The organism is Sulfitobacter sediminis, assembly GCF_040811725.1.
Classification (GTDB): domain Bacteria; phylum Pseudomonadota; class Alphaproteobacteria; order Rhodobacterales; family Rhodobacteraceae; genus Sulfitobacter; species Sulfitobacter sediminis.
In genome coordinates this window covers 1-25,156 of the sequence record NZ_JBFNXX010000013.1, presented here as the reverse complement: position 1 = coordinate 25,156, position 25,156 = coordinate 1, and the positions used below count along the sequence as shown (strand labels likewise).

At 61.1% G+C, this 25,156-nt stretch carries 21 protein-coding genes and 1 tRNA gene; 11 read left to right on the top strand and 11 right to left on the bottom strand.

The window, feature by feature from the left end:
* Together AB2B41_RS16165 and AB2B41_RS16160 are read right to left on the bottom strand one after the other, a co-directional pair.
* On the bottom strand, positions 1-630 hold the full coding sequence (locus AB2B41_RS16165; protein WP_367878851.1) for a hypothetical protein: 630 nt from the start codon (positions 628-630) through the stop codon (positions 1-3).
* A gap of 157 nt (positions 631-787) precedes the next feature.
* Positions 788-973, bottom strand: a complete 186-nt coding sequence (locus AB2B41_RS16160) for a PLDc N-terminal domain-containing protein (protein WP_367878850.1) — start codon at positions 971-973, stop codon at positions 788-790.
* A 158-nt stretch (positions 974-1,131) separates the two neighbouring features.
* Between AB2B41_RS16160 and AB2B41_RS16155 the strand changes: the two genes are divergently transcribed.
* Complete coding sequence (locus tag AB2B41_RS16155) at positions 1,132-1,680, top strand: hemerythrin domain-containing protein (RefSeq protein WP_367878849.1); 549 nt, start codon at positions 1,132-1,134, stop codon at positions 1,678-1,680.
* A 13-nt stretch (positions 1,681-1,693) separates the two neighbouring features.
* Here the strand turns inward: AB2B41_RS16155 and AB2B41_RS16150 are convergent, their stop codons facing one another.
* Together AB2B41_RS16150 and uvrB are read right to left on the bottom strand one after the other, a co-directional pair.
* A complete protein-coding gene (locus AB2B41_RS16150; protein ID WP_367878848.1) occupies positions 1,694-2,122 on the bottom strand; it encodes a hypothetical protein in 429 nt (142 codons plus the stop codon).
* Complete coding sequence (gene uvrB, locus AB2B41_RS16145) at positions 2,119-4,329, bottom strand: excinuclease ABC subunit UvrB (protein ID WP_367878847.1); 2,211 nt, start codon at positions 4,327-4,329, stop codon at positions 2,119-2,121. Before uvrB ends, AB2B41_RS16150 begins: the two co-directional genes overlap by 4 nt.
* A 147-nt stretch (positions 4,330-4,476) precedes the next feature.
* On the opposite strand from uvrB, the gene AB2B41_RS16140 reads away from it, so the two are divergent.
* The 4 genes from AB2B41_RS16140 to AB2B41_RS16125 all read left to right on the top strand — a co-directional run bounded on the left by AB2B41_RS16140 (position 4,477) and on the right by AB2B41_RS16125 (position 5,759).
* The gene (locus AB2B41_RS16140) at positions 4,477-4,788 is read left to right on the top strand and encodes an ETC complex I subunit (RefSeq protein WP_367878846.1); all 312 of its coding nucleotides are present in this window, start codon (positions 4,477-4,479) and stop codon (positions 4,786-4,788) included.
* Positions 4,776-5,240, top strand: coding sequence for a GNAT family N-acetyltransferase (locus tag AB2B41_RS16135; protein WP_367878845.1), 465 nt, complete (start codon positions 4,776-4,778; stop codon positions 5,238-5,240). Before AB2B41_RS16140 ends, AB2B41_RS16135 begins: the two co-directional genes overlap by 13 nt.
* A 58-nt stretch (positions 5,241-5,298) precedes the next feature.
* Positions 5,299-5,375 (top strand) — tRNA-Arg (locus AB2B41_RS16130).
* Positions 5,376-5,531: 156 nt separating this feature from the next.
* The gene (locus AB2B41_RS16125; protein WP_367878844.1) at positions 5,532-5,759 is read left to right on the top strand and encodes a helix-turn-helix transcriptional regulator; all 228 of its coding nucleotides are present in this window, start codon (positions 5,532-5,534) and stop codon (positions 5,757-5,759) included.
* 164 nt (positions 5,760-5,923) lie between these two features.
* Here the strand turns inward: AB2B41_RS16125 and AB2B41_RS16120 are convergent, their stop codons facing one another.
* Positions 5,924-7,456 carry a recombinase family protein gene (locus AB2B41_RS16120; protein WP_367878843.1) on the bottom strand — a complete coding sequence of 511 codons (1,533 nt, stop codon included), beginning with the start codon at positions 7,454-7,456 and terminating at the stop codon, positions 5,924-5,926.
* A gap of 460 nt (positions 7,457-7,916) precedes the next feature.
* Between AB2B41_RS16120 and AB2B41_RS16115 the strand changes: the two genes are divergently transcribed.
* The 3 genes from AB2B41_RS16115 to AB2B41_RS16105 all read left to right on the top strand — a co-directional run bounded on the left by AB2B41_RS16115 (position 7,917) and on the right by AB2B41_RS16105 (position 9,341).
* Entirely contained in the window at positions 7,917-8,261 is a 345-nt protein-coding gene (locus tag AB2B41_RS16115; RefSeq protein ID WP_367878842.1) for a helix-turn-helix domain-containing protein, read from the top strand.
* Complete coding sequence (locus tag AB2B41_RS16110; RefSeq protein WP_367878841.1) at positions 8,251-8,730, top strand: hypothetical protein; 480 nt, start codon at positions 8,251-8,253, stop codon at positions 8,728-8,730. The genes AB2B41_RS16115 and AB2B41_RS16110 overlap by 11 nt, the downstream gene beginning before the upstream one ends.
* Before the next feature lie 80 nt (positions 8,731-8,810).
* Positions 8,811-9,341: a DUF3768 domain-containing protein gene (locus tag AB2B41_RS16105; protein ID WP_367878840.1), complete on the top strand. Its 531-nt coding sequence runs from the start codon at positions 8,811-8,813 to the stop codon at positions 9,339-9,341.
* 15 nt (positions 9,342-9,356) lie between these two features.
* Here the strand turns inward: AB2B41_RS16105 and AB2B41_RS16100 are convergent, their stop codons facing one another.
* The 3 genes from AB2B41_RS16100 to AB2B41_RS16090 form a co-directional block, all read right to left on the bottom strand.
* Entirely contained in the window at positions 9,357-10,514 is a 1,158-nt protein-coding gene (locus tag AB2B41_RS16100; RefSeq protein WP_367878839.1) for a type IV secretory system conjugative DNA transfer family protein, read from the bottom strand.
* Between the two features lie 285 nt (positions 10,515-10,799).
* Entirely contained in the window at positions 10,800-11,273 is a 474-nt protein-coding gene (locus AB2B41_RS16095; RefSeq protein ID WP_367878838.1) for a DUF3291 domain-containing protein, read from the bottom strand.
* 422 nt (positions 11,274-11,695) lie between these two features.
* Positions 11,696-15,025 (bottom strand): AAA family ATPase, encoded by a 3,330-nt coding sequence (locus tag AB2B41_RS16090; RefSeq protein WP_367878837.1) that lies wholly within the window; start codon positions 15,023-15,025, stop codon positions 11,696-11,698.
* A gap of 168 nt (positions 15,026-15,193) precedes the next feature.
* On the opposite strand from AB2B41_RS16090, the gene AB2B41_RS16085 reads away from it, so the two are divergent.
* On the top strand, positions 15,194-16,591 hold the full coding sequence (locus AB2B41_RS16085; RefSeq protein ID WP_367878836.1) for an FAD-binding oxidoreductase: 1,398 nt from the start codon (positions 15,194-15,196) through the stop codon (positions 16,589-16,591).
* A 1,504-nt stretch (positions 16,592-18,095) separates the two neighbouring features.
* Here the strand turns inward: AB2B41_RS16085 and AB2B41_RS16075 are convergent.
* From AB2B41_RS16075 to AB2B41_RS16065, 3 genes are all read right to left on the bottom strand, one after another.
* Positions 18,096-18,284, bottom strand: a complete 189-nt coding sequence (locus AB2B41_RS16075; protein WP_367878835.1) for a hypothetical protein — start codon at positions 18,282-18,284, stop codon at positions 18,096-18,098.
* A gap of 702 nt (positions 18,285-18,986) precedes the next feature.
* On the bottom strand, positions 18,987-19,907 hold the full coding sequence (locus tag AB2B41_RS16070) for an SDR family NAD(P)-dependent oxidoreductase (RefSeq protein ID WP_367878834.1): 921 nt from the start codon (positions 19,905-19,907) through the stop codon (positions 18,987-18,989).
* A 68-nt stretch (positions 19,908-19,975) separates the two neighbouring features.
* Positions 19,976-20,809: a class I SAM-dependent methyltransferase gene (locus tag AB2B41_RS16065; protein ID WP_367878833.1), complete on the bottom strand. Its 834-nt coding sequence runs from the start codon at positions 20,807-20,809 to the stop codon at positions 19,976-19,978.
* Positions 20,810-20,976: 167 nt separating this feature from the next.
* Here AB2B41_RS16065 and AB2B41_RS16060 point away from each other — a divergent pair, with 167 nt between their 5' ends.
* Positions 20,977-22,926, top strand: a complete 1,950-nt coding sequence (locus AB2B41_RS16060; protein ID WP_367878832.1) for a BTAD domain-containing putative transcriptional regulator — start codon at positions 20,977-20,979, stop codon at positions 22,924-22,926.
* Positions 22,927-23,369: 443 nt separating this feature from the next.
* Entirely contained in the window at positions 23,370-24,959 is a 1,590-nt protein-coding gene (locus AB2B41_RS16055; RefSeq protein WP_367878831.1) for a GMC family oxidoreductase, read from the top strand.
* Positions 24,960-25,156: the final 197 nt, after the last annotated feature.

The following is a 25,156-nucleotide window of genomic DNA, read 5'->3' as shown; positions in this document are numbered from 1 at the left end:
TCAAAATCGGTGCCAGAGGCCGAGCTTGAGCGCGCTCTTCTCAGTTTCCTTGTAAGGGATCTCAGCACCGATCTTGACGTTGAACGAACTGCCCCGCGGGCGGAACAGGAGGGATGGTTCCACCGCGCCGTAAGCGTCGTCGTTCTGTTCGGAAAGAGTGAATTCGATCAGGCCCGTGGTGAGGGTGCTGAAATCGACGCCAAGCGTGCCGTCGATCTTCGCGATATGGTTGCCCATGCGCGGTTCGTAGACATAGGCGGCATCGAGGCTCATCCAGCCGTTGCCTGAGGCGTGAGAGAAGCCGTAGCCCCATGAGACGCCCGTCTTGACCGTCGGCAGCTGCATTTCGTTGCCCCAGAGGCCGCCAAGGCCGATCTCGTAGGCGAAGCGGTGGGGTCGGTCGGTGGGGCCAAGCGCGCGGCGGGCAAAGAGGTTGCCGAAGCCGTTGCGCACGTCTTGGGCGTCGGTGAGGCCGTATTCGATGTAGAGCGCGTTCTTGGTTTCATCGAACCGGGTGGCACCGAAGGAGAGGGAGACGAAGCCTTCGCCACGCTCGCGCAGCCATGCGCCTGCTTGCGCAGCGGTGGAAAGGGATAGAAGCGTCAGTAAAATCAGAAAAATCAGTCGCATCGCGGCCTCCTGCGCGGAGGTTTGGCCGAGATGGTTAACAAAAGGTTAACGCGCTTAAGCACAAGTCTCGAGCACGCTCTGGTGCGGTAAATGAGTCACGAAAAAGCCCGGCGCTATGAGGCGCCGGGCTTTGATACTTTTCAGCCGTACTGTGTGATTACACGCGCACTTCGCCACCGCGCGGGCCGAAGATCAGCCATGCCAGCAAGCCAATCACGGGCAGGGCGATGATCACCACAGACCAGATGATCTTGGACAGGCCCGATGCGCCGGAAGTGAGAACCTGATAGATCGCGTAAATGTCCGCGATCAGGATGATGAGGCCGAGAATGCCATATTCCATTGCTTGTCTCCTTCGTGACAAATTCAATTGATCGTTGGCGACAAAACGTCCCACCCCTCTTGCGGTTCCCAAAAATTATTTGCGGGCGTCTCATTTACCTTGGCTAAAAAGACGGAAATGCCATTGTTTTGCAGGCATTTCCGCCTATGTCGCGGCGCATGGAAAAAAATCTGAAAGACAGCCTGCACCAGCGCAAGGCATTGCCAGACGCCCTGCGTGTTCTGGCCGAGCAATACCCGCGCGCGCAGTGGGAGGGGCACCCGAATTTTGGTGAGATGATCCAGTTCTGGATGCAACGGCATCTGATGTTCCGGCAGTTGATGCAGTTGTTGCGGGAGGACGCGCAGGGGTTGCTGGACAAGAAGATGCCGTTTGAAACTTACGCGCAGCGGCTGTCACATTACGGCGGGACGTTCCTGAACCAGTTGCACGGGCATCACCAGATCGAGGATGCGCATTACTTTCCGCAGCTTGTCCAGCTTGATCCCCGGCTGGAGCGGGGGTTCGAGCTGTTGGAGACGGATCACGAGGCGATTGACCCGCTGCTACACGACTTCGCCGGGGCGGCGAATGCGGTTTTGCAGGGAGGCGAGGCGGGGGCGTTCCTGCGCAAGATCGAAGGGTTCGAGAAGCTCTTGGACCGCCATCTGGTGGACGAAGAGGATATCGTCGTGCCGGTGGTGCTGCATACGGGGTTTCGGGGGTAACGCCGCCTGCGCGTCAGGTCGTGGGCACCACATCGCAGGCGCGGAACGCTGCCACTGCATCAGCGGCATCCTTGAGCGGAATGGGGACATAGCGCGCGCCAAGGGTCGCGACAGCGGTGTCGTTGAACTGCAACCCGTTCAGGACATTGCCAAACCCTTGGTCGACGACCGTTAGGGTGCGTCCGCCATTGCTAAGGCGGTGCTGATCCGTCGAAATGGCGAGCGGGAAGGGACCATTGAACCGCATTGAGAAGATCGGCGCGGGGTCGAACGGCGTCTTTTGTGTGAGCGAGATGGAGTAGAGCGGAGCCGTGGGGTCATAGGTCAGCTCGACCGCGACCTCGCCGGTCTCATGGGTCAGAAGGCAGGGCGTGCTGGGGGTGAATTCCCATGCGTCAGCGGGCAGGGCAAGAAGCGTCAGGCCGATTGCTGCTGCCTTCACCGCCCCCGCTTCCCCCGACGCTTCACACCTCCACGCATGCCGCCCCGGCCCATGGTGCTGCGCCCCGACGCCTTCTGCGCATCGTCCACGGCCTTTTCCACTGCGTATTGCCGCGCCATCGGGTCGTCGGCGATGGCCAGATCCACCGCTTCGAGCCGCTTGATCTCGTCCCGCAGACGCGCGGCCTCTTCGAATTCGAGGTTCTCGGCGGCCTTGCGCATGTCGTCGCGCAACCCATCCAGCACCACCTGCAGGTTGGAGCCAGCCATCTTGTTGTCGATCTGGGTGGTGACGCGGGCCATGTCGACGTCGCCCTTGTAGAGACCGGCGAGGATATCCTCGACGTTCTTCTTCACCGTCTCGGGGGTGATCCCGTGTTCCTCGTTGTACGCAATCTGCTTGGCGCGGCGGCGGTCGGTTTCGGCCATCGCGCGCTCCATCGAGCCGGTGATCCGGTCGGCGTACATGATGACGCGGCCTTCGGCGTTGCGGGCGGCGCGGCCGATGGTCTGGATGAGGGAGGTCTCGGAGCGCAGGAAGCCTTCCTTGTCGGCGTCGAGGATCGCGACGAGGCCGCATTCGGGGATGTCGAGCCCCTCCCGCAGCAGGTTGATGCCGACGAGCACGTCGAAGGCACCGAGGCGCAGGTCGCGCAGGATTTCGATGCGCTCGATGGTATCGATGTCGGAGTGCATGTAGCGCACGCGGATGCCCTGTTCGTGCATATATTCCGTCAGGTCCTCGGCCATGCGCTTGGTCAGCGTGGTGCAAAGCGTCCGGTAGCCCTTTGCCGCCACCTTGCGCACCTCGTCCAGAAGGTCGTCCACCTGCATCTCGACGGGGCGGATTTCGACCTGCGGGTCCAAAAGGCCGGTTGGCCGGATGACCTGTTCGGTAAATACACCGCCGGTCTGCTCGATCTCCCATGCGGCGGGCGTGGCGGAGACGAAGATGGATTGCGGGCGCATGGCGTCCCATTCCTCGAATTTCAGCGGGCGGTTGTCCATGCAGGAGGGCAGGCGGAAGCCGTGTTCGGCCAGCGTGAATTTGCGGCGATAGTCGCCCTTGTACATGCCGCCGATCTGGGGGACGGAAACGTGGCTTTCGTCCGCGAAGACGATGGCGTGGTCGGGGATGAATTCGAAGAGGGTGGGGGGCGGCTCGCCCGGCGCGCGGCCGGTGAGGTAGCGGGAGTAGTTCTCGATGCCGTTGCAGACGCCGGTGGCTTCCAGCATTTCCAGATCGAAGTTGGTGCGTTGCTCCAGCCGTTGTGCTTCGAGTAGCTTGCCCTCGTTGACAAGCTGGTCGAGGCGCTGCTTGAGCTCTTTCTTGATGCCCAGGATGGCCTGCTGCATCGTGGGTTTCGGCGTGACGTAGTGTGAATTCGCATAGACGCGGATTTGCTCGAACGTGTCCGTCTTCTCGCCCGTAAGCGGATCGAATTCGACGATGCTTTCCAATTCCTCGCCGAAGAAGGACAGCCGCCACGCTCGGTCTTCGAGGTGGGCGGGGAAGATTTCGAGCGCGTCGCCGCGCACGCGGAAGGTGCCACGCTGGAAGGCCTGATCGTTGCGGCGGTACTGTTGGGCAACAAGATCGGCGATGACCTTGCGCTGGTCGTACATCTTGCCGACCTTCAGGTCCTGGGTCATCGCGCCGTAGGTCTCAACCGAGCCGATACCGTAGATGCAGGAGACCGAGGCGACGATGATCACATCATCACGCTCCAGCAGCGCGCGGGTGGCGGAGTGGCGCATCCGGTCGATCTGTTCGTTGATCTGGGATTCCTTCTCGATATACGTGTCCGAGCGCGGCACGTAGGCTTCGGGCTGGTAGTAGTCGTAGTAGCTGACAAAGTATTCTACGGCGTTGTCGGGGAAGAAGCCCTTGAATTCACCGTAAAGCTGGGCTGCCAGCGTCTTGTTCGGCGCAAGGATGATGGCGGGGCGCTGGGTTTCCTCGATCACCTTGGCCATGGTGAAGGTCTTGCCCGTGCCGGTGGCCCCCAGAAGCACCTGGTCGCGGTCGCCATCCAGCACGCCGGCGGCCAACTCCTTGATCGCGGTCGGCTGGTCGCCCGCCGGCTCGAACTCGGTGTTCAGTCTGAACTTCTTGCCCCCTTCCAGCTTTTCGCGCGTGCGCACGTCGGGGGCGGGGTTAGACATGAACGGCTCGATCGTGGAGGTATCGGTGTGGGCGTGGGGCATGGTGGCTCGCTTGGCTGGGCAGACCCTTAAGGTGTCATGTTTCGCGCGGCATTCAAGGGGACGCGACGTCCGGTCCCGGCGATCCGGCTCTTGCCCCCTGCGCCCAAATATCCGATAACCGCACCGCGATCAAAGAGGTAAGCTTTCATGCGCGCACGCATCTACCAACCGGCCCGCACGGCCATGTCCTCGGGCACGGCCAAGACACATCACTGGCTGCTTGAATTCGCCCCCGCCGAGGCGCGCGAGGTCGATCCGTTGATGGGCTGGACGTCGTCCTCGGACACGCAGGCGCAGGTCCGGCTGACATTCGATACCAAGGAAGCGGCGGTCGAGTACGCGCAGGAGCACGGGATCGAGGCTGTGGTGCAGGAGCCCCACAAGCGCAAGCCCAACATTCGCCCGGGCGGGTATGGTGAGAATTTCGCAACCGGTCGGCGCGGGGCATGGACGCATTAGGAACGGGTCCCGAAAACCCCGATACACCAGACGTGCAGTCGCTTTTGACGCGTCACTTTGACCTGATGCGCGCATTGACGCCGGAAGAGGGCTGTCACGTCATCCTGCCTGCCAAGCTGAACGCCGAGGTCGCCCTGCTGATCGGTGTGCGGCGGAACGGGACACTGCCCGGGATCGGCGCGCTCAAGCAGATCGGGCCGGATCACGGAGAGCTCAAGTCAATGCATACCGTGGCCGAGGCGCGCGGCCAGGGCGTGGCCCGAAAGCTTCTTGAGGCGCTCACGGCGGCAGCGAAGGCCAGAGGCATCGCCCGTTTGAGTCTCGAGACCGGGACTGCTCCTGCCTTTGGCCCGGCCCGTGCGCTCTATGCCAAGGCTGGTTTCGAGGAATGTCCGCCCTTCGCGGATTACAAGCCTTATCCGCTCAGTGTTTACATGACGAAATCGCTGTAACCTGCGGTTTCCTTCGGACTTGCCAAGTTCCGTTCGATAGGTGACAAACGCCGACAGCGGTCCCTTAGCTCAACTGGATAGAGCAGCTGACTTCTAATCAGCAGGTTGAGGGTTCGAGTCCTTCAGGGATCGCCAGAAAATCAAGATCTTAGAGATACTTTGGGCAAGAAGCTCACCGTTTGGGTGCCAAATGGGTGCCAAAGAAAGCGGTTTGCGATGTAGACTCGCTCCAAAACCAGAGATCGTCTACGCTCACCCTGCCTAGGCATTGTCGTAACCTAGGGCATCGCGATGCTCTTCAATGAAGGAGAGATCGCGATGAGGATACTGTCGAAGCGTCAGCTGAAGGAGCTGGTCTTGTACTCGCCGCAACATGTCGCACGTCTGGAGAAGGCAGGCCTATTCCCTAAGCGGGTACAGCTAGGCCCAAACCGGGTGGGATGGGTTGAAGCCGAGGTGCTCGAATGGCTCGAAGCACGGCTGGCAAATCGGGACACCCCGCCCGACACTCCTGAGTAAGGAGCAGGGTGGCCAAGGGTGCACACCTTGGTCACCCTATTTATCCGTTTTGAATTTGTGCTGCGACAAGCCACTATCCAACGCGACTTGTGCCAATTGGACAGCGCAGAGTTGAGATCCTCACTCTGCTCCCGTTCGAGTGGTTCCCGCGCCGTCTTATCGCATCAACCTCGGCCGTCTTGATCTCCAGGTGCCTTGGAGGAAGTCTCCCTTTTGAGCGCCTTGCGAGACAGTTCCAGTATTGACCCAAAAGTTCGGCCATGGCCCCGGACAGGGTCACCAAAGGAGATGGGGTTGCCGGAGACGGCCTCCTGAAGCCAAGGAAAGGGCTTTACAACAACGCGCTTTTCAAAGACCTTCCGGTTCGGCCAGACGTCTTGGATAAATTCACGTTTTTCGTCGGCTGTCGCTCTTTCGTAGGTAAGGCAAAGGTTCTTTTGCAGTTCGGCCAATTCATGGCGCATCTGCTGAAGTTGTGCGGTGCTCGGCAACTTCGCGAGACGTTGCTTCAGATCCAGCAAGCGTTGTTCGCTCTGTGCTTTTCGATTGCTGTAGTCGGTGCGCTCCAATGTGCCGTCGATGAGAAGGTCTGTGAGACGTTCCTGGCGTGCCACTTCGTCTTCGATTTGAAGTTCAATGGCAGTTCTGGCTTCTTGCAGCTGGAGGTCGGACGCCTCCGTATCGGAGGCAGCTTGAACCGTTGCGCTTGATCGCGCAGTAAGCTCGAGGCGTTCGAGTTCCGCCCGCAAAGCGGCATTGATGGCGTCCTCGCGGATGGTCTTTGTTGGACAGGCCTTGGATTTGCAGCGGTAATAGACGCGACCCTTCTGCAATTCCGGGATCATACAGCCATCACAGTGCCCACAGCTGAAGAGGCGCCGGAACAGGTGCTGATGGCGCGTCTTTATTTGGCCGCGCCGCCCAGTTCGAACCGCTTCGACCTCTTCATAGAGTGATATGGTAATGATTGGGTCATGTATGCCTGGATAGCTTTGACCCGTCCGCTTGATACGAATGAGACCCGCATAGAATGGATTGCCCAGAATTGTTTCAATACCGTGGAGGGATAGAGGGCCCCCCTTTTGATTACGTAGGCCTCTCCGTTCGGCCCAGTCGATCAACGACATGTAGGTCTCTTGGCCCGTTGAATAGCGCCTGAACATCTCGCGGATGATGGGCGCGGTTTTTGGGTCTGGGACCTTAGGCTTGCCGCGCCCCTGATCAAGATACCCGACAGGTGCTTTGAAGGGATAAAGGCCCTGTTTGAGGCGCCCCTGGATGCCCTTGATTGTCTCCTCGCGCAGGTTGCGGATGTAGTCGGCGGCGATGACAGCCTGGATATCGGCGGTGAGCCGCCCGCCGCGCGAGGTGAAGTCGAGGCTTTCTGTGGCGACATAGACGTTGACGCCTGCGTCGGGCAGTTCGCTAAACATGGCCCAGTCGCGCAGGTTGCGGGCGGAGCGGTCGATCTTGTGGATGATGACACCGGAGGCGGCGCCCCGGCGGAGTTGCCTGAGCATCTGGTTGAAGATGGGTCGTCCCCCTTTGGCGGCGGTCTGCTTCTCTTCGAACCATTTGGTGATGGTCAGACCTCTCTGACTCGCAAAGACCTGGATGGCCTCTTTCTGCGCGTCGAGCGAGACCCCTTCGCCTTGCTTCTGGGTGGAGACCCGGATGTAGCCAAAACAGGAACTCATACATCGATACTGGGGTCCTCAGACTCTACCATATCGTCAGATTTTGGCGACTCTGGTGCCTCCGTCGGGGGCCAGGTCCCTTCGGCCAGCATGCGCAGGTAGATGCGGCGGCAGAGATCGAGATGGCGTTGTAGGTGTTTGTCGTGCTCCATGCCCTCAGGGTACCGGGGCAGGGGAGCTTGCCTAGACACGCGTTCATGTCAGCTGGGGTTGCGGGTGAGTCTTGCAGAGCCATGCCCATGGCGTAAGCTGTGTCTTAGACAATCCCGACAGGATAGCGATGACCTCACCACCGGGCTGGTCTCGGGGGATCGGAGGGGTTTGACCCCTCCGACGATGATCCCATGCGAGACCGGCCCGGTGGAGGAAGAGGAAGAGACATCGCGCCATCGGGTCGTAGAGCGGTGCTGGCGGCTGAGAGGGTCGTCGGCGGATTACCAGCTTAAGTCAAAAGTTCTTTATGCAAGACTTCTCACAATGCCTGGCTGAGGCCCGTCGCAAAGCTGGGCTCAGCCAGGAAGACTGCGCACACCTGCTCGGTGTGTCGCAAAGCCATATCTCTCGCCTGGAGCTTGGACGGGCTGTCCCAAGCGTGTCCGACCTCTGCGGGGTGGCCGTTCTCTTTGGGCGCACCATGGAGGTCCTGGTGGAGCCCCTGTTCAAGGACCGGGCTGCCACCATCCGGGAACGGCTGTTTGACCTGCCAGAGCCGCGCCTGAAGTGGTTGACGCGCTTTGCGCGGCACAATGCTCTGCGCAGTCTGGAAGCGCGGGTTGAGCGTATAGCCAGGTACTATGACCGCTAGGCGCAGTGTGCTGGCCTTTGCTGCCGCCAGCGGACGGGTGGCCCATGTCCTTGTGGTTCAGGGCACCGTCAAGAGTGTGGGCATGTCCCGGAAAGCGAGCGTTGGGCCCAGAGAGGCCCGGGCCTACGCCGCCCGGCAAATTGAGCGGTTCAGGCCAGACACGGTGATTACCGAGAAGCTCCTGGCCCGCTCAAAGAAGGGTGCCAAGACCCGGAAGATCATCGAGGCCTTGGGATCCGTTGCGGAGCTTGCGGACGTGGAGAGTATCGCGGTCGTCCGCGGGCAGGCGCACACCAACCGGTTTGTGGAGGCCCAGGACCTGGCGCGCCGCTATCCCGCACTGCAGCCCTATCTGCCGAAGATGCGTCGGCTCTGGGACCCCGAACCCAAGACCCTGATTTACTTCGAGGCTCTTTCGCTGATCGAAGCCACCTTTGGTCAAGGGCCGTCCTCACCCCGCAGGCCTTAAAGCGAGGTCTGCCCTCTCTCTCCCTTCGTGGGGTGCGTCCGAGATGGTCTCGGGCGGCCACCCGACCGGAGGGAAGAGAGATGACGACCAAAGAGACAACAGGGTTCGATATCCTTGGCGAAGCACCGATCTGTGCGCGCTGTGGCTCGGAGCACGTTGTAACCGATGCCTGGGCCTGCTGGAACAGGGAGGCGGGCTTCTGGGAGTTGGAGACCCACTTCGACCAGGCCTACTGTCGCACCTGTGAGGACGAGACCGACTTGCAATGGATCAAGCCGGAGGGCCCGGAGAATGGCCGTGTGCGCGATCTGAACGACGCGTTTCGAAGGCTTGGACAGGGGCGCGGGTCGGTCTTTGTGACCAATGGGGTGTCGGCACTGGGGCCAGAATTTGTCGCCCGTGCCCTGGCGGCTGTCAGATGCTTCAACAACTTCAGTGAAGAGAACGACCCGTGGGGGGAGCATGACTTCGGAGCTTTCGAGCTCGAAGGTCACAAGCTCTTCTGGAAGATCGACCCGTTCGACCTGGCCCTGCAAGCGCACTCACCAAACCCGGCCAATGCGGCTCTCACCCACAGGGTGCTGACCCTGATGCTGGCCAGCGAGTACTAGGCCTGACCGTCTCCCCTAGGGGGAGGCGGTTTTTTGCGGTGGGGGCACCGTCGCCACCGAGAAGGCCGGTGTCCTTTGACCCTTTACCATGACCCGCACATAGGCGCGGTGGTTGGGCAGGTTGATCAGATCGCTTGTCGTGACCCGCTCTAGCTGGCGCACAAAGACGGGGGCGTCATTGGCACCCACCCGGAAGACCATGAGGCTGCCGACATTCCCGAGAATGGCCTCCAAAACGCCGGTCTCCACCTGGGCGATGTGCTGATGAACGAGCGTGAGCCCAAGCCCGTACTTGCGGGTCTCTGGCAGGATGTCGGCGATGGAGGTGGTGGTGAAGGCGTGGAACTCGTCGACATGCAGCATGAAGGGGCGCCGCTGAGGCTCAGGGAGGGTCTGACGGCTGAGGGCGGCGTTGACGATGCTGGCGACAATCAGGCCGCCGAGGACGTTGGTGACGTCTGCTCCAAGACGGCCCTTGCTGAGGTTGACGATGAGGAGCTCTCCTTCATCCATGATCTTGCGGAACCGGAGGGGTCGCGCGGGCTCACACAAGGCACGGCGGACATTGGGATGGGCGAGGAAGGCCCCCAGCTTGTTGGCAATGGGCGCGACACCATCAAAGGCTGTCTTGTAGTTCATCTTCGGGAACTCGGCGGTCCAGAAGGAACGCACCTGCGGGTCCGTGACGTGGCTCAGCATATGTGCCTGCGCGGACTTGTCGATGAAGAGCGGGACGAGATCGCGCAGATCGGCCCGGGGCTGAGCCAGCAGGGTGAGCAGGGCGTGGCGCAGGAGGTGCTCCATGCGCACGCCCCAGGCGTCGGCCCACTGCTTCTTGAAGGCATCGATCAGGCCTGCGGCCACCAGAGGGTGGTAGGTGGCTGGTACAGCCGTCAACGGGTTGTAGCCGTAGGGATTGTCCGGATCGGCCGGTGCCCAGAGATGGGCGCGGTCCCCAAGATGGGCCGCCAGGGTGTCCGCCAGATCACCGTGCGGATCGATGAGACAGAAGCCAAAGCCGCGCGCGGCATCCTGGAGGGCGAGATTGGCCAGAAGCGTCGACTTCCCGGTCCCCGTCTGCCCCACCACATGCAGATGCATCAGCCGGTCGGCCAGCCGGATGCCAAAAGGGGCATCTCCGTATCGACCGAGCGCCAGGCCCAGTGTGCTCACAGTCTCCGAGATGTGCTTCATTCAAGAATTGTCGGATGAAGCTGCGCGAGCGGCTAGGTGCACGTGATTGGGCCAATGTGGCTCTGACCAGGAAGCGCCCAATCCAGAGCGAGATCAGAGTGGTAGAGTCCGCATTTCCGATTATAGCCGACATTGCTGAAGCTAGGAGCAATGGCTCAGTTGCGGACAAACCAGCCCTTTGTCACGTGATCATCGCGGGCTGAATACGTCTGTCCATAAAAAGCTAGGCCTACTCTATGGTTTGAACGGACCGATGGGCCTAAATCAGGATTGATCTGAGATCGCTGACGGCGCGAGTTGCGCGAAGGTGAAGACCGCGTCTGACGGGCCCTCAGCCGCCAGTTGGTCAACCTTGCTCCACGCTTCGATTATGTCTGGGTTGTGACCTGGTACGACCCACCACAGAACGTAACCGCGCGGAGCGTCCTGATCGAACCATTCGGCGCGCTTGTTGTAGAAGGCGCCGTGTGAGCCGTTGTAGACGAAGGCCTTCAGAGCCTCGGGTGTTTCCCAAATCGAGTAGGACGCGATAACGCGCTCATCATCGAAGAGCGGCCAGCCCGCCGCCTCCGCCGGAGGTCGCTCGTCGCCGAAACGCCAGACAAAGCCTAAACTAGCCTCGGCTCGCGCGTTGACGCGCGGAACGGCCTCGGCGAAGGTAGTGATCTTAGGGTCGTCAAAAGGGGCACGCAGAGTGCCCCAGCTGAAATGGGCGAGGTGGTAGCTCGGTGTCGTCATTCTTGAGACTGTGCGCGCGACCATTCGACTATTCAATCGATTTTCTCGGCTTGCAGAAGACAACAGCGGAATGCGCCACAATTTTTACGAGCCTTATTCCCGGCAGCCCTACTATAACGGGCCGTGAGCTGACTTGAAGCGCGCCAAGTCTACCTATCGGTTTTGTCCATTTCGAACGTCTGTTAGCACCAAATGCGGCCAAAGGCTCCGGTAGCTCCGATCGACTGCTCAGCGGGACACAACAGTCATTAGCCGCGGCGCGGCACCTCTATGCTTCTGGACCGGCCACTGCGCGGACAAGATGCAAAAGAACCAGTTGCGTGGTCTACGATGAGCGACATTTAGGCACCGTCTCATCACACTTTTGGAAGCAATAATATGGTAGTGGTCGTCGGGGACGCCCCTTTATCTGGTCGGCCATGCTAACGGCTATCTGGGAGCGTGGTGACACAGGCCAATAACACTGCCTGCGCCCGTTCGCGATCTGTAGTTGGCGCAGTCTTACTCAGGGCGTTCAGCGGGGCTTCGATGATCTCGGCTGCTGCCGGGCGGTCGCCAAGCTCGATCATCAACTCGGCAAGATCCGTGCTCGCGCGGATTTCCAGCAGCAGCGCGCCCTGACGCCGGGCCAGAGAGGTTGCGCGGCGCAGGGCCGCTTCCGCGCCGGACGTGTCGCCACTGTCCGTGTCGAGCAGACAGCGCGCCAAGGCCTGCAGGGTTTCGGACAGGCCCCAGCGTGCGGCGAGATGTTCGGCATCGTTGACGGCTTCTTCGAGGGTCGCGCGGGCCTCTGACCGGCGTCCAAGCCGCCGGAGCGCGTCCCCGATCAACCCTTTTGCGAAGCTGACGCCAACATAGTTTCCTCCGATCGGCAGCGCCTTCAGCGCGTGTCGCGCCGCGTCCAAGGCGTCCTGCGCGCTAAGTTGCGTCGCGGCAAACCGGGCTTCGGCGAGCGCTGCAAACCCCTTCCAGCCTATGAAATCGTGCTCCTCCGCAATGTCGCCCATTTCACGAAACGAAACCTCGACCCGACCCCACTCCCCGGCATCGCAGGCCTGCATCGCTTGCCAGTAAAGCGCGTAAGCCAGACTGTGCGCGTGGTTCAACTCGCGCGCCAAGGCAACGGCGCGGCCCATGCGTTCGATTTCTTTGCGATCCGGAGCGACCCGATAGGAGTTCGAAGACCCGCGCGACATACAAACGATGCCCGCATCGTGCGGCCCGAGCGCCAAGAGGTCCTTGTGCATGCTGGGATCGTACGCGTCGCAGCCCGCCGCGAAGGCCTCGGCCGCCTCCCGACACGAACCGCGCCAGCACCGTGGAACGGCCATTGCGTAATGCGACATGACGCGCTGTATCGGCTCGCCCGAGGCATCCGCGAGCAGTTTTGCTCTGTCCGCGAGATCAAGAGCCCGGGTTCCCTCGCATGAAACTGCCGCCTGTGCCGTAAGGGCGACGACAAGCGGAAACTCGGTCCGCGACATGCCCGCCGTCTGGCACAAATCAAGCGCGCGGCGCAGCGGTTCTGCAACCTCCTTGCGCCCGTATCCGTAGCGTATGGTGAGGATGCGCCCGAGGCACAGAAGTGCCGCTATCTCGCGGCGGTCGCGGTCAGCTCCACCATCGAGCATTTCGGCCAGCTCCAGAGCCCTGCGTGCATAGCCTTCGGCTTCCCGGTTGGCCGCCCGGGCGGCAGCGGCATCGGCAGCGCGCAGGTAATAGTCAATCGCCGCCGTCATCCGGCCCGCGCCCTCGAGATGCTGTGCGAGCGTTTCGGGCTCGCTCGCAAACCGCGTGCGGAACCGCCCGAGCATGGCCTCGGCAATCCGCCCATGCAACTCCTGACGCTGGCTGCGCAGCATGGATTGATAGGCCGCGTCCTGAACGAGCGCGTGGCTGAAGGTGATCCGCCGCCGGGCGACAGAGGCAAGACCGACCTCCACGAGCCGCGCTATATTCACCTCCACGCTCCCGGAGTTGCTTTGCACGCTGATCGCTTCGAGAAAGTCGATATCAACCTCGCGCCCGATGGCTGAGGCGATCTGCGCGGTGTTGCGCGCAGCGCCCAGCCCATCGAGCCTTGCGGTCAGCGACTCCCGCAACGTCGCGGGCACCGCATCCTGAGATGTGGCGCCGTCCACTACAGCCGCGGTCACCTCCTCAAGATACAGCGGAATGCCGTCTGTGCGCGCGATGATCTGCGCAACGGTTTCGCCTTCGAGGCTCTGGCCGCCGGCGCGCTGGCGCACAATCTGCTCGGCATCCGCGCGGTTTAGCGGGCTGAGCGGAATGCGCACCGGCGCGACGTCCTCGAACTCCGGAGCACCTTCCGGGCGGCTTGTCATGACGACCAGAAGCCGCGCCGTGCCCGCCTCCTTCAGCAATCCTTCGACGAATTCCAGCGTGGACGGGTCGATCCAGTGCAGGTCTTCGACGAGCACGAGAAGCGGTTTCTGATCCGACAGGTCGAGAAGGATCCTTATCAAGGCGTCCAGCACCGAGTTCCGCCTGCGCGAAGCGCTCATTTCCGGGAGCGTGTCCTCGGTCACGAGGTCCAGCAGGTAACCGATCAGGTCGCGTTGCAGTTTACCCACGTGCGTCAGTCGGTCCAGCCAGGTTCCAAGCGCTGAACGACGCTCAGGGATCGGGGCATCCCGGTCGAGGGCTGCTGCCGTAATTATCGCTTCGCGCACCGGCCAGAACGGGCTGGAGCTGCGCCCCTCCGCAGTTTGCAGGCGGAGCAGGGTTGCGCTGGCCTCTTGCGCTTGCCGCGCGAGGCTCTCTGCAAGGCGCGACTTTCCGATACCGGCCTCACCGAGCAGAAGCACGGCGCCGCCCCGGCCCGTGGTGGCGTCACGCCACGCCTCGTGAAGGATTTCCAACTCCTGTCGCCGTCCCACAAGCGGCGACAGCTGTGTGCCGTGCGGCCGGGTTTCAAAGCGCGTCAGATCGCGCCGTTCCCGCAGCAGCCGGAAGATCGGCACCGGCTCACGGATGCCGCGCAGTTCCGTCTCTCCGAGCGGCTCTGTCTCGAACCGCGTGCCGATGAGCTTGTGGGTTAGATCGGAGACGATCACCCCGCCGGGCTCCGCAACGGTCTGAAGCCGCGCGGCCAGATTTGCCGCCGCGCCGGTGAAATCGTGGGCGCGGCCCGCGCCCCCCTCGACGATGACCACACCGGTGGCCACGCCGACCCGCACGTCCATGCTCTGCCCGGGTCCGGTGGAAATCCGCCGCACGGCCTTTGTGATGGCGAGCGCGGCGCTGGCGGCGCGGTAGGGCGCTGTTTCCGCCCCGTCCGGCCAGCCGAAAATCGCGATGGCGCCGTCGCCCGGAAATCCGGCGGCATGTCCATCAAAGCTCGTCAGGACTTCCTGCACGGATGCGCGGAAACGGTTCAGAAGGTCACGCATGTCTTCTGCGTCGAGATGGGTGGCGAGTTCGGTGGAGCCGACGATGTCGGCGAAGAGGAACGTGACCTGCCTGCGTTCGGGCACGCGCGCGCCGGTCTCCTGCGCAACCTCTGCCTGCGTGCTTTCGGCCGACTCCGGAACGGCAGCGGCGGTCGGCTGCAGCCTGCGCATCAGTTCCGTGCGGCTCGACACTTCGAGCTTGCGGTAGATCGAATTGAGATGTGTGCGCACGGTCCCGGGCGAGATGTCGAGGGCGCGGGCAATCTCTTTGTAGCTCAGCCCATCGATGTAGAAGCCAGCAACTTCACTCTCCCGTGCACTTAGCAAAGCGACGTCCATGCTTTGACCTTCCCTTCGGACCAAATAGCGATGTCTCATCCTGACTTTGGCCCATCACCTCTGCGGCTCACTAAACGTCATCTGACGGATACCCGGCGACACAGGAAAGGACTTTGCTTGACGAGCAAGCCCGGAGCTTCCGTGGCGCTTAATAGAGGGACAAAACAGATGGATGATGCGAAAACCTTTCCCACGGGCATGCTCGAGGCCCTTCGCGCGCAGGTTAAAGGCGCCGTTCTTGAGCCGGGCGAGGCGGCCTATGACGAGGCGCGCGCGCTGTGGAACGCGATGATAGACCGCCAACCGGCGGCGATCCTGCGTTGCGCCGGTCCGGAGGATGTCAGCGCTGCCCTGAAGGCCGCAGCCGAGTTCGGCGTGCCGCTCTCGGTCAAAGCGGGCGGTCATAATATTTCCGGCTCCGCGCTGGTCGAAGGCGGCTTGACGCTCGATCTATCCGGGATGCGCGATGTGGTCTTGGACCCCGAGGCGTCTTGCGTGTCTGTGGGCGCCGGTGCGCTTCTTGGCGACGTGGATGCCGCGACCGCCCAACACGGGCTGGCTGTGCCGACCGGCATCAATTCGACCACCGGGATTGCCGGCCTGACGCTCGGTGGTGGCTACGGATGGCTCACTCGCAAGATGGGTCTAACGATCGATAGCCTCGCAGCGGTCGAGATCGCGACTCCGGCGGGCGAGCAACTGCGCGCAAGCGACGCGGAGAACAGCGACCTGTTCTGGGCGGTGCGCGGCGGCGGCGGCAATTTCGGTGTCGTCACGCGCTTTCACTTCAACCTGCACCCGCTGCCGCATGACGTAACCGCGGGTCTGATCATCCACTCGGCGGAAAACTCAACCGAGATCTTGCAAAAGCTCAGAGACCTTGCACCGACGCTGCCGGAAGAATTGACCGTGTGGGCGGTTCTGCGCAAGGCGCCGCCGCTGCCGTTCCTCGATGCGGCCTATCATGGGGCGCGCGTGGTCGTGCTGGCCTGCTGCTGGTGCGGCACTCCGGAGGACGCGGACAAGGCCCTCGAGCCCGTGCGCGCGATCGGCACGCCCCTTGCCGAGGCCATCGGCCCGCAACCCTTGAGCGCGTGGCAAACCGCCTTCGATCCGTTGAACTCCCATGGCGCGCGCAACTATTGGAAATCGCACATGTTCGATGAGGTGAATGACGATCTGATCGACGTGTTCGCCGAGGCCCTGGAGCGGCTGCCGGGCGATGAGTGCGAGATCTTTGTGGCCCAGCTTGGCGGAGCGCCAACCCGGATCGACGCGTCTGTGACGGCTTATCCGCATCGCTCCGCCGCCTTCATGATGAACGTGCATGCGCGTTGGCAAGACGCTGCCGAGGACGACCGCTACATCGCGTGGGCGCGGGAATTCTTCGACCGCACTGAGCCGCATGCCAATGGCGGTGTGTACTCGAACTTCATGCCCGAGGACGAGACGGACCGCGCCACGGGCGCGTTCGGCGCGGCCTATGCGCGGCTGGCGGACATCAAGGCGCGCCACGATCCGGCAGGGCTCATGCGGACACAGGCGAACGTGGTGGCGTCTGCCTAAAACCGTGCCGGAGGCGGATGGAAACCGCCTCCGGCAAGCCTCATTATAGAGTGCTGTGGTAGCGTCGCTGTTGGCCGGTGCGGCGCGTGGGATCATGAACCTGATCCGCGCGTTATTCGCGACGTTTCGGCCCTTTCCCGTGCGATTAACGACCCGCTGAATTTGGTGTTGTGCAATTCCCATTAGGTCAGAGGGACGATCAATGGACTATTTCAATGAGTCTCCCCAGCGGAATTGGTCCACCGCTCTGGTTGGCAAACGGCGGACCAGGAATGGCGAACAAGCGACAGGGTCCGTCGTCAGAGTTTTCCGTACTTCTGGAGCAGTTTTGTAACGGAGGCTGTGGTTCAGTTTCTGGGCCACCCCGGCAACGGCCTAAGGAACGTTCCCAATCAAGCGCAACAGCGATGTGCTCGTGTTCCTACTACCGACTTCTTCAACACAATGGGCTCGGTTGAGACATCTGAGGATTTCGGTCAGATGACCGCTTGGTCTTGATTAGCGGCCAATCAGCGACCGTCAGCGCCAAGGCAATGTCCGCTTTGACCGGGCGACGACGGCTTACGTAAGGACCGGACCTTGGGCGCAGAGACGGCTTCGGCAGCAACGCGGACGGAGCTGCCTAATGCTGTTGCAGCGAAATTCGCCTTGTTTGATCGACGGTGTAGCGGAATGACTAGCGGCGTGCAGCACGCTTGCCGCAAGGGGACATTCAACATATACGAATTGGTCAAAACCAGAACCGGCCGTGTTCTGCACCGTCTTCGGATGTCTCACATGCGGACGATTGGTTCATATGACGGTTTCAAGGCTTCGGATGCTATTTCGTTTGAGCACTATCGGGCTGGCCAGAATAAGAGGTGCTCGGATTCCTCTCAGCAGTCAACCAGCGTCGAACCGGTTTATCCTGAGGTCTTTCGCGGGCGCAAGATCCAGCAAATCCAAACACGCTGCCGCCAAGTCAGAGCTAGCGATCTCCGAACCAGGGACGTTTGCCCACCCGGTCCGGCGAACTGCATCCCGTCGCAAGAATAATTGAGCCCCATTGATTGCCTGGAGTTTTGCAACTCGGTCAGCGTCACTAAGGGACTGAGCGAGACAGGTTGGCACCAAGGCAGTTATCATTGCGTTATGCGCCCTCAGTCTCGCTGACTCACGCGCATCTGGACCATTCGTTAAGTTGCCCAAAAAGAACCCGGTGACACCAAATACTATCGCAAATGTCAAAGGCTCATAAAGTTGTGAAAGAAGCAATTTAGGGGATTTCATAGGGTCTCCTTCAGCGGGAAAGCCCAACTGAAATTATGTCTACACGACCAGCTTCGCGAGAGTGGACTGGTCACCTTCGGTGATGGCCAGGTGACGTTCCACGACTATGCCGGGCTGGTGGAACTTGCCGGGTTCGATCCGGCATATTTGGATCAGACCGGGCCGCTCCTGAAGTGAAAGGGCCGCCCTCCCTTGCTCGGCAGGCGACCCCAAGTATCACATCAAACGATGGCGTTCACGCGAGCGCGTGGGTCGCCGCAGCGAGTTCCTTGTTGGTCTCGGCGTCGTTCTTCGCCGTATGCGCCTTCTCGGCTGCCTGGTAATGCTTCAGAGCAGCGTCCTTCTTCGGACCGGAGGGCGCCTTGTCCCACGCGGCTTTCACGGACTTCATCTTCTCTGCAGTCTTGTTCTGTTCGGGAGTCATTGGAATTGTCCTTTCCTGGACGCTCCGAGAATAAGACGCGCGCCGACATGCCGTCCTTTGAGGATCAACACGCCCACACGCTTCTCAGGTACTCGGAAAAATGCACCACCGAATGTTCGGTGGGCACGTCTCACCTAACCAGCGTCGGAGCCCCCCGCACTGACGCAGGTTAGTCCTGGCGGCCGCGGCAGGTCGATTGACGTGCTCCACTCAAGCCACTGCAGTTTGCTGATGGGAAATTCTCAGCCAGGTGTCGTCATCATTGAGGTACATTGGCAGGTCTATCCCGTGGAAACTGAAAAATCTGTAGTTTCACGCGCCGCACATCATCATTGACGGCTGGTCGCTTAGAGCTGATTGTGTTGAAAAACTCGGTTCGCGGACCGAGGCGACCGATTTGGGAGAACATCTTCCCGCCAAAGCCCGCTTTTGCGAACGTAGTTTCATCGAGCCTGAATCAGAGGGACGTTGTTCCAAAATTTTGGCGCGAATTTTGCGGCGACGAGTTTTTCAACACAATCCTGCTGTCAGCGGCCACTCATGTCTGGCTCGCGCCGCGGCAACGTCCGCTTTCGCGCTGCAACAACCGCCTTTGCCAACACCGGCCACTCGTTTTGACTGCGTCCGATGTCTCAGAAGCGGACAGAGCCGCTGTAGTACCAAAAATAAGCAGAACACGAAGGTTGATGCCCTTGGTAAGCCTCACTTTGCGATTTTTTCGAAAACTAGCGGAAACACGTGACCAAAGTTTTCCAACATCGGATCAATGAACATATGGCGGATTGCCGGTCGTCCGTCCGTATCGGAGAAGCCGTAGTACTCGGACAGTTCGGCCAAAGTCACCACTTTGCCGTTGCGCCCGATTTTGTCCTTTTCGTCGGCGGCCAATTGGGCGATGCCGCGCCCCACCATTTCGGGCGAGTTTGCGCCCGTCGCGGGGTCGAACCCTTCGGGGACGTCAAAGCCGGCGGGCTGGCCTTCAGCCGCCATCACCAGCCGTTCGGTCCGGATATAGGAGGGCCAGAGCGAGTAGGCGCGAACCCCTGTCCCGTCCAGGTCAGTGGCAAAGGCCTGCACCATGCGGTCTGATGCGGCGCGCGCCACGCTGTAGGCCGCGCCATAAAAGTCTATGCAGGAGCCTGGCGAAGAGATGTTGACGACGACGCCACCGCGCTGCTCGATCATCATCGGTACACATGCGCGCGCCGCCAGAAAATACGAGCGCGGGCCAATCGTCATCTGGCCTTCGTAGACCTCTGCGGGCAGTTCCCAGAAACGGCCTGTCATCGTGTGCTGGGGCATGCCGCTATTGACCAGAATGTCGATGCGCCCAAAGCGATCCTTGACAGCATCGGCCAGCGCGGTGATTTGGTCGGCCTGGCTCAGGTCGCAGGGGAATGCCACGGCCTGTCCGCCTTCATCCACAATCTGCGCCACGAGGTCGTCGAGCGAACCGCTGACTTGCACCCCGTCGCCATCCACGCGGGCCGGACTGTCCGGCGATACCGTTCGCGCCGCAACGGCAACTGCAGCACCTTCCCGTGCTAGTTCGACTGCGATACCTCGTCCGATGCCTCTGCTGGTGCCCGTGACGAGAGCTGTTTTTCCGTCCAGAAGTCCCATCGTTCTCTCCATTTGCTTAACGTTCCGGGACCACGGTTGGCCCGGAACCGTTTTCATCCCATCAGAAGTTAGGAGGAGGTTTTGATGCCGGCGCTGACGACGTACCGAAACGGCATCGCAATCCCCAGATCGGTGCGGAATTGTTCGACCCACTCTAGGAAAGCACTGCGCATCTCTGCCAGCCGGGTTTCATCCAGGCTCTGCGCCACCGCACGTACTGGTCCGAAACCGCGGGAGTATTCTTCCCAAACCGTTTGGGCATCCGGAAGACGGTGCACGGTATCTGCCTCTTCGATCCCGAGAGAAACATGTTGCCCGAGGCTGGTGCGGAGCCAGTCAGGATCACCCCAATTGAAAGGTGAAGGTGGGATCGGCGCGTCGGCCGACGGCACGGACATGAAAGGAGCCACAGCCTTCCGCAGGGCAACTGCATTGCTGTCGTGTGTCCAGGCCGCCACGACGATCCGTCCGCCGGGGCGCACCACTCGGACGAATTCGGACAGGGCCGCCTCCTGATCGGTGGCGAACATGATCCCGAAGGTGGAAATTGCCCCGTCAAAGCTGTTGTCGTCAAAGGGCAGCAGCTCGGCATCGCCCAGCCGCCAGTCGATCTGCAGGCCCTCGGCTTTGGCCTTGCCACGCGCTGCCTCGAGCAGCCCTTCGGCAATATCAACCCCGGTCACGCGGGCACCGCGTCGCGCCGCCAGCCTGGCGGTAAAGCCTGTACCGGTCGCGATGTCGAGCACCTTCATTCCCTCGGCGGGTGCAAGCCGGGCGACGGCGTGATCGAGCGCCGAAGAGATCCCGAGGCTGATACGGTCGTAATCTTCGCCACCACCGCTCCACATGGCCGCGGCCTTTGCATTCTTTTCCAGTACCGGATGTTCTTGAAGCTCTTGCATGGTCCGTCTCGCTGCTGCTGTTCACCCATCGGAACTGCCGCCGAACCTTGCAGGCGGGCGTCCTCGCCAACGTCCGGCTTGCGGCAAACAAACGGCAAAAATGCATCCTCTCGGGTCAACTACGGCGAAATTCTTGACCGAAAGCGCGAATTAGCGAAAATTTGACCATGAAATTTTCACTGGCGCTTTTCGGCGGCCCTGAGTTGCGGGACCCAACCGGGCAGATCGTGAAGCCGGCATCGCGTAAGGATATGGCGCTGCTGGCGTATCTAGCGCTGCAACGCCGTCCCGCGCAGCGAGAAAAGCTCGCCGGATTGCTTTGGCCGGACCGGTCCGAGGAGCAGGCGCGCAAAAGTCTGCGCCAGTCTCTGGTGGTTCTGAGACGTCTGTTCGCAGACGCGCAGGTAATCCTGACCCGGGGAGCAGGCGACATCTCGCTGGATTGGTCGCACCTTGAAATAGACGTTGCGCATTTCACTGAGACTGCACTTTCAGGCGCGAGAACGGTGCCGGAGCGGCTGTCCCGGACCTTGCTTGACGGGTATGATGGACTGACGCCGGAATATGACGACTGGCTTGCGCTGGAGCGCCGACGGCTGAGCGATCTGGCTGTTAACCGGCTGACGCAACATTGCCAGGCTCTGCTCGACCAGAGCGGCTGGGCCGAAGCGATTGCCACTGCGCGCCGGATTACCGAACTGTCGCCATTTCACGAGGAAGGGCGTCGGCTTCTGATGCGGGCGCTTCATGGCGCGGGCGAGCGGGCGCAGGCATTGCAGGAGTTTCACAGCTTCAGTGGTCTGCTGCGCGACGAACTCGACGTCAGCCCGGACCAGAGCACGGCCGCGCTTTATCGCAGCCTGCGCGGCACGGCCACGGCGGCACCGCGCGAAAAGTCTGCCACCGAACTGATCGCCGAGCGGCCCTCGACACCGCGCCCAGCATTGATCGTTCTGCCCTTCCGCGTTGAAGGCGATGTGGGACAATCGTCCTCTTTGTCTGCGGGACTTTCCGAAGAGCTGATAGCAACGCTTGCAGGCTACCGCTGGTTTTCAGTCATGTCCTGCCTGCAGGCGTCGATCTATGGCAGAACCCCGGTCTCCCCCAAAAGGCTGCGCGAGGAACTTGGCGTCGATTACGTTTTGACGGGCTCAGTCCACCAACGGGGCAGAAAGCTTTGTGCGAAGGTTGAACTCGCCTCAGCGCACACGAGTGAGCATCTCTGGGCTGATAGGTTCGAGACCTACCTGGACGAAACACTGATTGCGCTGGACGAGTTTGCAGCCGGGGCCGCGGCCCGGATTGAACCTGAACTCGTTAAAGCCGAGGCCAACCTTAGAACGCGTGCACCGGAACGGAATTTCGACGCCTGGCTGCAACTGATGCGTGCCCGCCAGCTTGCCGACACCTGCCAGGCGCCTCTCGTGTCCGATGCGGTTGGCATCGTCGGACACGTCTTGCAAGATTTACCGGAAAGCGCCTTGGCACAGGGCACTTTCGCTTATGCGACATGGCTTGACCACGTCTTTTCGGCCAAGCCGCAGGCGAGCATCGAACAGGGTATGGCAGCAGCTGAACGGGCCATCGGCATAGACCCCAATTTCTATCTGGGACACTTTGGACTGGGGGTATTCCAGAATGGCCGAAGGGAACTCGACCGGGCTGCGCCCAATCTCCGTCGCGCCATTGATACCAACCCGTCGTTCCCGGTATCCTACAATCAATTGACCATGTGCTTGAGCCTTGACGGGCGCCCGGCGGAAGCGCTGCAATGGGCGTCTCGGCTGCAGGACATCAGTCCGAACGATCCGATGCGCGGTTTTTACGGCTGTGTGCGCGCCGTCGCCCACTACTTGTTAGGGAATTATGACGCATCCGTGGAAAACGGCCGTATTTCCCTAGCGGATCATCCGGTCTGGCTTATGTCGGAGTTGGTGACATGCGCCGGCCTTCACCGCACAGGTCAAATGGCCGAGGCGTTTGATCAAAGCGATACGCTGATCCGCCAACACGGGCATCAAACGATCGACCAGGTTCGTAACGTATTCCGCCTTCGGCGCGAAGCGGACCTCCAGATGGTCCTCGAGCCACTGTCAGACTTGGGTGTCATCACCTGACAATTTGCCTATTCTGAAGACCGCTCCGGGCTGATTGTGTTGAAAAACTCGACGCCGCGAAATTCGCCCCGAAATTTTGGAACAACGTCCCTCCGATTTAGCCCTCAGGAAACTGCGTTCGAAAAAGCGAGCTTTGGCGGGAAGATATTCTGCGAATTTGGCCGCCTTGGTCCGCACACCGAGTTTTTCAACACAATCGGCTCGTTCGAGCCATTAGCTGCGCTCTGCACTAAGGTCCGTTGAGGGGATCAACCTGCCGTTCGCTGCAATGCGTCGACAGCTCGACGGGTGGATGAGCGCTCCAGAAGATTGAACGGCTGCCAGCTCTGCTTATGCAGATCGATAGCTTGGTTCTTTGCCCCATTTCGAGATAGCCTCGTGATCGGGACACGACGCGATGTTCACGGTTGTCGTGACGTGCTGTCGGTTTGGGGGACAACTTCTTGAACAATGAATTCGATTTTGTGGTCATCGGCGCGGGCTCCGCCGGTTGTGTTCTGGCTTCGAGGTTGAGTGAAAACCGCGATGCACGGGTTGCACTTGTCGAAGCCGGCGGGCAACCCGATCCGGTCATCTCCCGCATACCCGGCACGGCGGTCCGGCAACAGGATACCAAGGCCGACTGGCGCTTTCGCACGGTGCCGCAGACGAATCTTTACGATCGGGTCATCGCGTATCCTCGCGGCCGTGCACTGGGCGGCTCGAGCATTCTCAACTTCATGATCTACGTTCGAGGCAACGCGGGAGATTATAACGGCTGGGCGCAGATGGGAAACACGGGCTGGGGCTATGACGACGTCCTGCCTTACTTCGTTCGCGCCGAGGCTAACGCCGATCTGGACGATATCTACCACGGCACATCCGGGCCGCTGTCCGTCGCGCGTCACGCGCACGCCCACCCTGTATGCGAAGTATTCTTTGAAGCCGCCGCACAATGCGGTATTCCATTCAACCCTGACATCAACGGCGCCGACCAGCATGGCTGCGGCTATTTGCAGGCCACCATCCGTGAAGGCACCCGCTGCGATACCGCGACCGCCTATCTGGACCCCGCCCGTGGCCGGCCCAACCTCACAATCATCCCGGAATCCTTGGTCACCCGCATCATCGTTGAAGGCGGTCGCGCAGTAGCCGTTGAATTGCTGGATAAGGGTCGTATCCTGCGCCGACTGGACGCCAACTGTGAGATCGTGCTCTCGGCAGGTGCCTTCGGCTCCCCACAACTGCTGATGCTATCCGGCATAGGGCCAGCCGATCATCTTCGCGCACATGGCATCGATGTGGTTCTCGACAACGCACATGTTGGCCAGCACATGGAAGACCACTACGCCCAAGACGGTTCTTCCCGACAGGTAAAGGACCCGGACGCGCTGTTCGGCACCCTGACCGAGGGTTTCGAAGAAGCCCTTGCCGAGTTCCATGACACCCGCGGCGGTCCGCTGGCCACTATGCACCTCGACTCCGTCGCCTTTCACTCTGTCGACCCCGGAGCGGCCTATCCGCAGTTCCAGTCGTTCTTTCGGCCGGGGATCTCCGAATTCGAGCGATTTGCCGGCAAGATCGGCCGCAGCACTATCCATCTTGGCGGGTATGTGTGCCGACCGAACAGCCGGGGTTCGGTGACGCTCGCATCAGCCAATCCGCTTGACGCTCCGCTGATTGACCCCAACTACCTCTCCGACCCCGAAGACCTGCGTCTGATGATCGCCCTCAGCCGCCGCAACGCAGACATCCTGAACGCCCCCGCTTTCGACGCGATTTGCGAAGGCCCTGCAACCCAAGCCCAGGCCACCGACGCGGAACTTGAACACCTGATCCGCGAGACCGCGAGCACGTATTGGCACGCGACGAGCACGTGCCGCATGGGGCCGGAAGAGGGCGCGGTCGTGGGGCCGGACCTTGCCGTTCACGGCGTCGAGGGGTTGTCGGTCTGCGATGCATCGGTCATGCCGACAATGGTCAGCGGAAATACCAATGCACCGGTGATCATGGTGGCGGAAAAGGGGGCCGATCTGATCCGTGCAAGACACTAGCGATCCGGGATTGAGAACGCGGAGCTCTCGTGCGCAACGCGCCCACAATTTTGTCGCACAGGGTTAGTATGGGGTCGTTCCGGCTGTTAGTTGCACCTTTCAACAATGTCCGCTCTCCGAGGATGTTGTTGAAAAACTCTGCTTGAGCGAAGCGTGATCGGCTGATTCACTTGCCCTGAGGCAAGGGAGATCTGGCG